This window comes from Pleionea sediminis (assembly GCF_007570825.1).
In the GTDB taxonomy this organism is placed as follows: domain Bacteria; phylum Pseudomonadota; class Gammaproteobacteria; order Enterobacterales; family Kangiellaceae; genus Pleionea; species Pleionea sediminis.
On the sequence record NZ_SUNB01000015.1, the window covers coordinates 1 to 8,257 of the forward strand.

General features: G+C 38.6%; 18 protein-coding genes. All 18 read right to left on the minus strand.

Translation table 11 applies throughout. The annotated features are described in order from the left end of the window. Nucleotides 1-153: 153 nt before the first annotated feature. Nucleotides 154-528, minus strand: coding sequence for a hypothetical protein (locus FAX86_RS21735; protein WP_144395605.1), 375 nt, complete (start codon nt 526-528; stop codon nt 154-156). Nucleotides 529-545: 17 nt separating this feature from the next. Further along, nucleotides 546-923, minus strand: coding sequence for a hypothetical protein (locus FAX86_RS21740; RefSeq protein WP_144395606.1), 378 nt, complete (start codon nt 921-923; stop codon nt 546-548). 81 nt (nt 924-1,004) lie between these two features. Continuing rightward, entirely contained in the window at nt 1,005-1,610 is a 606-nt protein-coding gene (locus FAX86_RS21745) for a hypothetical protein (RefSeq protein WP_144395607.1), read from the minus strand. A 79-nt stretch (nt 1,611-1,689) separates the two neighbouring features. Beyond that, the gene (locus FAX86_RS21750; RefSeq protein WP_144395608.1) at nt 1,690-1,986 is read right to left on the minus strand and encodes a hypothetical protein; all 297 of its coding nucleotides are present in this window, start codon (nt 1,984-1,986) and stop codon (nt 1,690-1,692) included. 126 nt (nt 1,987-2,112) lie between these two features. After that, complete coding sequence (locus tag FAX86_RS21755; protein ID WP_144395609.1) at nt 2,113-2,400, minus strand: hypothetical protein; 288 nt, start codon at nt 2,398-2,400, stop codon at nt 2,113-2,115. A gap of 75 nt (nt 2,401-2,475) precedes the next feature. After that, nucleotides 2,476-2,892: a barstar family protein gene (locus FAX86_RS21760; RefSeq protein WP_144395610.1), complete on the minus strand. Its 417-nt coding sequence runs from the start codon at nt 2,890-2,892 to the stop codon at nt 2,476-2,478. A gap of 80 nt (nt 2,893-2,972) precedes the next feature. Beyond that, entirely contained in the window at nt 2,973-3,320 is a 348-nt protein-coding gene (locus FAX86_RS21765) for a hypothetical protein (RefSeq protein WP_144395611.1), read from the minus strand. A gap of 64 nt (nt 3,321-3,384) precedes the next feature. Further along, on the minus strand, nt 3,385-3,657 hold the full coding sequence (locus FAX86_RS21770) for a DUF7710 domain-containing protein (protein ID WP_144395612.1): 273 nt from the start codon (nt 3,655-3,657) through the stop codon (nt 3,385-3,387). A gap of 428 nt (nt 3,658-4,085) precedes the next feature. Next, the gene (locus FAX86_RS22355; RefSeq protein ID WP_164503710.1) at nt 4,086-4,256 is read right to left on the minus strand and encodes a hypothetical protein; all 171 of its coding nucleotides are present in this window, start codon (nt 4,254-4,256) and stop codon (nt 4,086-4,088) included. Nucleotides 4,257-4,505: 249 nt separating this feature from the next. Beyond that, nucleotides 4,506-4,775 carry a hypothetical protein gene (locus tag FAX86_RS21775; RefSeq protein WP_144395613.1) on the minus strand — a complete coding sequence of 90 codons (270 nt, stop codon included), beginning with the start codon at nt 4,773-4,775 and terminating at the stop codon, nt 4,506-4,508. Between the two features lie 56 nt (nt 4,776-4,831). Then, the gene (locus tag FAX86_RS21780; protein ID WP_144395614.1) at nt 4,832-5,227 is read right to left on the minus strand and encodes a DUF7693 family protein; all 396 of its coding nucleotides are present in this window, start codon (nt 5,225-5,227) and stop codon (nt 4,832-4,834) included. 83 nt (nt 5,228-5,310) lie between these two features. Then, nucleotides 5,311-5,526: a hypothetical protein gene (locus FAX86_RS21785; protein ID WP_144395615.1), complete on the minus strand. Its 216-nt coding sequence runs from the start codon at nt 5,524-5,526 to the stop codon at nt 5,311-5,313. A gap of 516 nt (nt 5,527-6,042) precedes the next feature. Next, nucleotides 6,043-6,351 carry a hypothetical protein gene (locus FAX86_RS22360; protein WP_164503711.1) on the minus strand — a complete coding sequence of 103 codons (309 nt, stop codon included), beginning with the start codon at nt 6,349-6,351 and terminating at the stop codon, nt 6,043-6,045. Then, nucleotides 6,323-6,457 (minus strand): hypothetical protein, encoded by a 135-nt coding sequence (locus FAX86_RS22830; RefSeq protein WP_281286459.1) that lies wholly within the window; start codon nt 6,455-6,457, stop codon nt 6,323-6,325. The genes FAX86_RS22360 and FAX86_RS22830 overlap by 29 nt, the downstream gene beginning before the upstream one ends. Nucleotides 6,458-6,519: 62 nt before the next feature. Continuing rightward, nucleotides 6,520-6,837, minus strand: coding sequence for a hypothetical protein (locus tag FAX86_RS21795; protein ID WP_144395617.1), 318 nt, complete (start codon nt 6,835-6,837; stop codon nt 6,520-6,522). Nucleotides 6,838-6,858: 21 nt separating this feature from the next. Then, nucleotides 6,859-7,236: a hypothetical protein gene (locus FAX86_RS21800; RefSeq protein WP_144395618.1), complete on the minus strand. Its 378-nt coding sequence runs from the start codon at nt 7,234-7,236 to the stop codon at nt 6,859-6,861. A gap of 72 nt (nt 7,237-7,308) precedes the next feature. Continuing rightward, nucleotides 7,309-7,701 carry a hypothetical protein gene (locus FAX86_RS21805; RefSeq protein ID WP_144395619.1) on the minus strand — a complete coding sequence of 131 codons (393 nt, stop codon included), beginning with the start codon at nt 7,699-7,701 and terminating at the stop codon, nt 7,309-7,311. A 97-nt stretch (nt 7,702-7,798) separates the two neighbouring features. Further along, on the minus strand, nt 7,799-8,110 hold the full coding sequence (locus FAX86_RS21810; protein ID WP_144395620.1) for a DUF2695 domain-containing protein: 312 nt from the start codon (nt 8,108-8,110) through the stop codon (nt 7,799-7,801). Between the last annotated feature and the right edge of the window lie 147 nt (nt 8,111-8,257).

Consider the following 8,257-nt stretch of genomic DNA (forward strand, 5'->3'; position numbering starts at 1 on the left):
ACCCATTTACTAGCCAAGTTTAGTGTGGCATTGCCCCCAAATATTGAATAAGTTCTAAAGCAAAAGTCTATGCGCATTCTTATTGCAACCTAACGCTCGGTTGTGCGGCAGTGAACGAGTGCGCGAGTGGGCTGTCGCGACACCAACCGCTTGTTAAGCATTCGTTCCTCGAAACTCTTCTAAAAGATTATAGAACAACACTAATGCTTCTTTTTGTTGTTCAAAAGTCATATTTTTATCGTAGTTTTCCCATACTATGTTTTCTGGCTCTAACCCAATAACTATAGCTTTTATCATATTTGCCCAACCAGCTGTAGACTCAAAATAATTATATTTGGCTCGAACAAATTCATGAAAAGAATGAAACTCTGGTTCAGATACATCTTCCAGCTCTGCATCGAGCATTGCCATTTTATAACCGGCCAAGTAAGTCTGAATAGCATTTAAATCTATATCACCCGCATACATCCCTGGCCGCTTCCGAATAGTTTCTAAAGCATCATAAATTGAATATTCGTTTTTATTCATAAGAGTGCTTAACGCATTTAAGTAGCGGTCGAAGATCCGCTACCTTTTATTGTTAAATATGATTGATCAAGTTTTCTTAATACAATTAAAGCGAGTACAAATGCTATTGGCGCTACTATAAATATAGATATTGTATGTGTCTCGCGAACTAAGAAAGTCATAGCAGCACTACAACTACCCCCGGAACCTTCAGTTTCAGCACACGAAATAGACCAATAATCTAAAAATAAATCATAAAGACTCGAAACAAAATAGCCGAGCATAAAAACGCCATAAGATAGCAATGCTTGAATGTAAAACTTACTCGATGCTTTCGACTTTGACCTAGCTATTCGATAAACCAAGGCCGGAAGCAAAGGAAACAAGTAGACAGTCAATAATACTAATAAATCCATAATCTTATATTTAACGCCGCGCTCTGCGACAAATTTGGAGCGCAGCGGAAAAATTGTCGGACAGCAGCGCCTTGTTAGCGGCTAGTCTGTGTCGGTAGCCATTAGTATATGTAATAAACGTGTTTTCTTGTTTAATACAACCCATGTGTAATCCCAAGCAACATCAAAGAAAAAGCTGCACCATGCCAAATGATTTACAAAGACAAGACTATCCTCATAGTCATTAGCGATGAGTTCTAGAGCGGCTTTTTCACCCATATTTTTAGACTTTGCTCCACCCCAATTGGGTTTTATATAAGGACCACCGCTATCTAATACCCATGCCAGTGAACCCCCCAATACAAATGGAGAGGACCACTCAAAATCTTTATTAGAACCTTCATCTATTTCACTAAGTTTAAAAAAACTTTTTATAGGCTCTTTTTCCCAGACTTTCCAGAAGAAAAGCATTTCCTTCAGCTGATTCCTAGAACAATACCAATCAAGAACTTCAGAATCACCTAATTTGAAACAGCCATATTTTACGCTGCCATTTGCATAGTGCTTAGACAAATGAGATACGAACTCTTCTATTGCTGGATTTTCTTCTGACACAAGATCAATTTGCAATGAGTCCCACATAACTTTTCGATCTTCAAATTGAGGGATTCCATTTTTCCCTCCGTTGTATTCTTTAATCTCGATCATTCTGTACCGCTAACGTTTCAAGCTGTGGCGGCCAAACGCGAATGCAATGAGCGGTTGGGCGTCACGCAGCCTTGGGTTGTTATACCGTTTCTCCACATTCAGCACAATATTTAGCCTTGTTTGTTCTTAAGTTTCTCCCACAATTTTTACACGGCTCGCCAAATTTATCAGCATTATGGTGCCAAAAATGATCAAAACTGTCTTTAGGTGGTTTAAAACCAGTTAATTGCTCATACTTTTTATATGCGGGTTCACGTAACTCCTCCAACGGAGTTTCAGATAATGAAACGCCATGCTTTTCCCTATACTCTTTAATAGCGCTTAAGCACTCTCGGTGTATATTTGCATATTCCTCATACTCAACACCATCGGGCATAGGTATGAAGTCTCTACATTTACAGCAATATATATTTTTCATTTCGAGGTATAACGCCAAGCTTTGGGGCGGCTGGAGCGGAGCGTAAGCGGTCCCAGCCGCGATAGCGGCGACAACAGCACCTTGTTAAGTGGCCTTAGCCAGATTGATAGGATACTCAACTTGCTCTCCTAAGAATGTGCTAAAAACCGCCTGATTCAGATGATCGTATGCTTCGCGTGCCACACTAAATTCAGAAAGCAAATTGCTGAGATCATCTGACCAGTCTATTTGAGCCTCTGCGTTCGGACACTTACGAGCCTCAGCCCAGAATTGCTGCACACCTTTATCGGACTCTACCTGAACTACAAAGGAAGCAAGGACGGCATCTTCTTCGCTTTTCAATACCGGCAGTATATTTCGTATTCTCAACATTAGGCTGCCACTTAACGCTCAAATAAATTGAGCATGTCTTTTGATGCTTCAATTTTCATTGTCTTGTTAAAACTCTTACTCAAGAACTAACTCAACTTTATAGTCAAATGAAGCTCTTTCAGAAACAGAGCTAATTGCATCTACTATTTCATCGTAGAAGTCTCGCTCTCCCAATTTAGCTTTTTTTAGAGTATCCAGGCACCAAGCTTTACCTTCCTCGAAATCTGGTTCATGGAATTCAGGATTATTCTCTAGAATATCCTCGCAATACTGCTCAAGCATCTGGCAGTCCAAGTGCTTCTTCGAATCAGCGGAATATTTCCAAACAATCTTACAAGGGGCCTCAAGGCCAAAACCACCAAAAAGGCAATCGTCGAAACTCTGAAAGTTCTTTCCGAAATATCCGTCTGGTGCATTTACAGCGGAAGCAAATTCGCCACACAGTGATTGCATATCCTTTATGTTCCGACCATCAATGATGTAATTATTCATAGTTTTAACGCTCAATTGAAAAATTCATGTGTTTTCTTGCATGAATTTTTTCCAATGTTTGGTTAAGAGCCGACTGCAACTTACTCACAGTTAGCCCTATTTATTTCGTCGCGTGATATACCATAATTAACAAGTAAATCATCGAAGAAGCCCATATCTTTCAATTCGTCTATATCTTCGTAGCTCTTATATGCCAGACAGAGGATCATTCTCGCGACATTCATATCTTTTTCATTGGTGGAGCCTGGACCGCCGTTCTTATCTACCCAATTCCATAATGATTCTTTTACAGAATCTTCATCGAAATCTCGCTCATCACCAATCCAATAATTTTTAAGAGTTGGGTAGGCACTCACGAATGGCTCAGGTAAAGAGAACTCCAAACGGTCAATCCATCCAATCATGTGCTTAGTGTAATTATGTTTCATATGTTTAAAAGGATCTTAACGCTCACAGCAGGTGAGCGTGTTTCGCTTCACTTGCCTGTTCTTGTTATGCATTGATTCCATCTTCATAGTGATAATGCTCTAAATGCGCCGAAGTAAAGCCTCCAATAAAAGATGCTGAATAGTGAAGCTCCTTTTTCGGAGTAAATAGCTCACTCTCGACAGCCCAATCATAAGCGCCATTATCAAGAGGATAGCCAGTCAACATTCCAGATAACTTATGCTTTAGAATCCAAGCTTCGGCTTTATCTTTGGATGAGAAGACTCCACCAGAAAACTGTGCCCCACTTGAATGAAATACGAATACTTTTTGTTCCATGTTTTTTTATGCATAACGCCCAATTAAAACGCGCTTTTTCGCGTCTTTTTCAATTTATTGTTATACATAATCAGCACTAATATTCTCGCGCATTTCTATATATTTTTTAATTTTACCAGATTCAAAAACAGCGAGTGTGCACCATCTATAACGTAAACCTGTAATGTCATCAGTGTAGTCAAAAATAAAAGAAATTTTATCTTTAGCACATATACTTTCGACTAACTGAAACCCACTAACTGAAATATCTTCGTTCTTCTCAGATTCGATACGACTTTTAAGTTGCTCGTATGTCGATGGTTCTCCATAGATACTAACTATGGTTACTTTTGGAGAAAACAGCTCTATATAACACCTTTTGAGTCAAAGTTTTCGTACCAATTTAAAAGAGATTCAAGTGCTTCTTTCATATTATGTATAACATATCACTAATTAGCGCCGTTGTTATTGGCGTCTACATTCTGTGTTCGGTTATGTTGCTCATCGTTCTCAACTAATCGGTATTGGCCAGGCACAAATATGGAGAACAGCAACAAGAAAGATAAAGCAATCATTGCTCTTGATAAGCTCGATTCAATGAGTACATCTAACTTAATCACAAAAAAGAGAGCACTAATTAATAAAATAAATTCTGATACTTTTCGACTATCTGTTGACTCATGAAGAGCGCAACACTTTATACAACGATATTTGGTCGAAGCATTAGAAAAACCTAGCCAACTAATTGGAATTCTATAACCACATTTCAGGCAAGAAGGTAACATATTCTACATAATTTCCATTTCAACATAACGCTTACAGCAAGTGAGCGATTTTTGCTTCACTTGCCTGTTCTTGTTAAGTGTTTGCTATATAGTCTCATATAAATCTTGTGAAGAAGCGTGATGTTTATTAATAGCTGCAATCGCATTTTCAATATCTTCTACTTTATTAGAATCACAAAAGTACAACGTGTATTTACCTGACTTTACATCTTCGGTCAGGTATTCATAGTCAACACCAAAGTGCTCGGCCAATACATCTTCAATGTAATCTCGATGATTCCAGTCATCCAGCTCCAAAACTGGCCCTTGCTCTGGCTCAATTCGTAGCTCTAATTTTCGTCTTAGATCACTCATACTCGACAAACACTTAACGCCAAGCACAGCAGTCTATTTTCTGCTGCTGCGACTTGTTATAGCTTGTTGTTACAACGACTGCAAACATATACATCATTCTTTTTATATTTGAATTCATCACCGCAAATTGTGCATTTAAACTTACAATACCCTGGTATGCCATAAGCTCGCCAACTAACTTCTCTAGTTGGCTCATAGTTATTAATTAGTGGTAAGGTTTCAAGCATTGAATATTCGGTGACTCTTCCTTCATCGGTAACAACCTCATCAATATAATCCCACTCGTTCGCATCGCTAAAAATTGTGATTTTCCAGCCATTACTTGCTTTGTATTCGACATTACCTGAGTATACACGTTGAGGTTCAAGAGAAGGAGTTAACTCAACTTCTCCACTCTCAATTCTTTTTAAAAAAGTAAAAATTTCTTTTTCAGATATATAATCATTGCTCATATTTTAGCTATAACGCTTCGCTAATTTTGCGTGTTGTTTAACGCTAAATTTCAGCGCCTTGTTATGTGTTAATAAAAATTCATCTAAAGCCATTCAACTTCCCACTTAGCATCTTTAAAACTATCTTCAACATCTCTCAGTGACTCAAAATGATGGTCAGCGATATTTCCATTTTCATCAGAAAAGTCATCACTCATAAATAAGTAATATCCTTTTCCCATAGTATTTTTACTAACTTTTATTTGATACCCAACGTCTTCACCAGACTTAATTACACCAATTCGATCAAGTTCAATCATGGTTATATCATTACACATAACGCACAAAGCAGCGGCCGAGTTGTGCGAGGTCCAGTCCCGCCGGGACGTTGCTGCCTTTGTTGGTTATGCGTTTTCTCAGTAATACTTTAAGGCTCAATTCTAGGCTCTTGGTACAGATACACGAACATCTACATAGTATCTGTCAGACTCTCAGATATTTCAAATTGGGATTGTGGCTTAAGTTTATTTTAGGCATAAAAAAGCACCTACTAATGAGATGCTTTTTAGAAATAGTGGCGGAGGGATAGGGATTCGAACCCTAGATGGGCTATTAACCCATGCCGGTTTTCAAGTCTTATGCATCCTTTTATGACCTATATAAATCAATAACTTACGTGCTCAATTTATCGATAAAACCAGGTGAAACGGTGTGAGATGGACACATATAGGTTTAACTCGGGCACAAAATCAGCCACAGGACCAAAATGGCGTAACGGGCCGGTTTGTCGAGCAGCAGCGAAAGAAAACGGTTTCATTGACGCATTGTTTAAATGATTATCGGACTAGCGGCTTTCCCGACATATCGATACCCCAGGGCCAAAGTCCGTGTTTATACATTTGGACTATCTCTCCAGCCCAAGTAGGAAAAGATAATTGATGAGCTTCATATAATTCCTTAGCTGAAATTAGCCAAGTGCCAATCCATGCGGCGAAAAACCTTGAATCGTACAAATCCTCATCAGGATCAACCAATGAGAGCTGCGCAAGGACCTGGATTCTCTCACGAGCCTTGCTCGATAAATGGGGCTCAGCAGCTACTCCTGCTGATTGAAGCTCATCTATTAGCCTCTTTGTGGTCGCCAAGCCGCACTACCTCTTCAGATTCTGGGCCTGGCCAATCATCCCAGAGCTTGGATGGGACTTTTCTGAACCAAGGGATTTGCTCAACCTCTAAATCCTGCTTCGTCATTTATGCTCCTGCATTTAACGCCTTAATGATACGCCCCGCTAGGGATCACGTTGATTAATTTGTTATACATTTTGCTCTGCTCTTCTTTTAAGTATTTCATCACACTTGTCACTAAACTGAGGCCATTTTGACACTATCTTGTCAAAGCTCGATTTCATTTCTTCAATTGTTTCATATGGAAATGTTTCGTTCATATGAAGAGCTATTGAACACCTATCAAATGAATCACTTTCGAGCCACTTTTCCTTAACTTTACATATTTCAGCGCCATTATCAGCAAGGCACCATATCAATCTATCAAAAACTTCAGCTAATCCGTCAGCCGGAAGATTTGGAGCTCTGCTCTCAAATAGTGATTCCATTATTGCTTCTGTATTCATATCTTTCTTATGTATAACGCTTTAAGAGGAAGTGCGCGCTTGCGCATCTTGCTTGCTTTTATTATTAAGAATATTTTTCTTCAATATGCCTAAGGTTGTAGATATTACTAAGATACCAACCAAAGGTATAAATACATTAATTTCTAAAGAGTTAAAGATCTCATTAATAGCATCTAATTCTTCGGAACTTACAGAAATTTTAGAATCGTAAATCAGGCTTCTAATTTGATATTCAGCATCAGATATAGCGTAATGCCTACCAAATAGAAACATATTTAAAGAAATCCCTGAGACTGCTAGCTGATCAGACAACTTTAGAAAGCGCTCGCCTTTAAGGAAAAACCACAAGAATAGTACAAGAGTTAAAAAGGCTATATTTAATATTATTGATAATTCCATATTTATATTCTTAACGCTTATTGCTGGTGAGCAAGGCACGAGCTTCACTCAGCCAATTTTTGTTAAGCATTTCTACCACCATTTCGGATAGTCCTTAAATGCGCGATAGAGATACGTTATTAAATTATAGTCTACAAAGAGTTTTGTATTAAGACGATCATACTCGTCAGACATTCGCTCCTTAATAGGATTGATTTCAATTTTCGTATAATCGTCGACATGCTCAAAACTCAATAAAGTGTAATCGCTCATGTCTGTAAGTTGGGCGATTGGTTTACTATCTAACTGAGCCTCAAACCTTTTTAGTTCTTTCTCTTCAATCCAGACATTACTTATTTGATAAGAGCTTTTCTGATTTTGGGTCGAAAACTCTATGGATATATTGAACTTCACAGAGCCAACATTTTTCTCTGTATCGAGTGGATCGAATTTTATTGTTATCCCTGTAGTTTCCGCGACTATCAATCTACTTTCCTTGCATGCTTAACGCCTCAATAATGGGCCGTAAAACCGCGTAGCGGTTTGAATGTCCAGCCCCGAAGGGGCGACATTAATTGACTTGTTATGAGTCTTCTTCAAGGTGCCACCCTACTATATCACCCACATCATCATAAACATTAAATATAACCTCACAATCACAAAAGCCTCCATGCTCTCCTAGCCATGGTACGATAACTTCTGGATCAAGGTTTCTTGATTTGATGAATTCGATAGCCTCTTTAAGCGTGTGATCACATTCTGGCGCTGATTCTCTATTTAGAAATGAAAGTAGATCTTTTAGATCATCAATACTCATTGGCAAAGATGCCAACAGTTCATCTTGCTCATTCTTTTTGAACTGAGTTTTCAACTTTTTCTTCTGCTCTTTATCCATGTTCAATTACTCATAACGTTATAGCTGTGGGACGCAAGCCGCATCGAGGCGAAGCGTTCCAACGAGCGCCTTGTTAGGTTGATTTACTTTTTTGTTCAGCGACATAATGTTCTGCAACCTCTAATAATGTTTTTGGGGCCTCTGATA

Excerpts from the sequence above, each read along its gene's own strand:
- FAX86_RS21785 (WP_144395615.1), bottom strand. The coding sequence starts at position 5,526 with ATGATTGAACTTGATCGAATTGGTGTAATTAAGTCTGGTGAAGACGTT.
- FAX86_RS21780 (WP_144395614.1), bottom strand. The coding sequence starts at position 5,227 with ATGAGCAATGATTATATATCTGAAAAAGAAATTTTTACTTTTTTAAAA.
- FAX86_RS22830 (WP_281286459.1), bottom strand. The coding sequence starts at position 6,457 with ATGACGAAGCAGGATTTAGAGGTTGAGCAAATCCCTTGGTTCAGAAAA.
- FAX86_RS21760 (WP_144395610.1), bottom strand. The coding sequence starts at position 2,892 with ATGAATAATTACATCATTGATGGTCGGAACATAAAGGATATGCAATCA.
- FAX86_RS21775 (WP_144395613.1), bottom strand. The coding sequence starts at position 4,775 with ATGAGTGATCTAAGACGAAAATTAGAGCTACGAATTGAGCCAGAGCAA.
- FAX86_RS21765 (WP_144395611.1), bottom strand. The coding sequence starts at position 3,320 with ATGAAACATAATTACACTAAGCACATGATTGGATGGATTGACCGTTTG.
- FAX86_RS21750 (WP_144395608.1), bottom strand. The coding sequence starts at position 1,986 with ATGCCCGATGGTGTTGAGTATGAGGAATATGCAAATATACACCGAGAG.
- FAX86_RS21795 (WP_144395617.1), bottom strand. The coding sequence starts at position 6,837 with ATGAATACAGAAGCAATAATGGAATCACTATTTGAGAGCAGAGCTCCA.
- FAX86_RS21735 (WP_144395605.1), bottom strand. The coding sequence starts at position 528 with ATGAATAAAAACGAATATTCAATTTATGATGCTTTAGAAACTATTCGG.
- FAX86_RS21745 (WP_144395607.1), bottom strand. The coding sequence starts at position 1,610 with ATGATCGAGATTAAAGAATACAACGGAGGGAAAAATGGAATCCCTCAA.
- FAX86_RS21740 (WP_144395606.1), bottom strand. The coding sequence starts at position 923 with ATGGATTTATTAGTATTATTGACTGTCTACTTGTTTCCTTTGCTTCCG.
- FAX86_RS21800 (WP_144395618.1), bottom strand. The coding sequence starts at position 7,236 with ATGGAATTATCAATAATATTAAATATAGCCTTTTTAACTCTTGTACTA.
- FAX86_RS21755 (WP_144395609.1), bottom strand. The coding sequence starts at position 2,400 with ATGTTGAGAATACGAAATATACTGCCGGTATTGAAAAGCGAAGAAGAT.
- FAX86_RS21810 (WP_144395620.1), bottom strand. The coding sequence starts at position 8,110 with ATGGATAAAGAGCAGAAGAAAAAGTTGAAAACTCAGTTCAAAAAGAAT.
- FAX86_RS21770 (WP_144395612.1), bottom strand. The coding sequence starts at position 3,657 with ATGGAACAAAAAGTATTCGTATTTCATTCAAGTGGGGCACAGTTTTCT.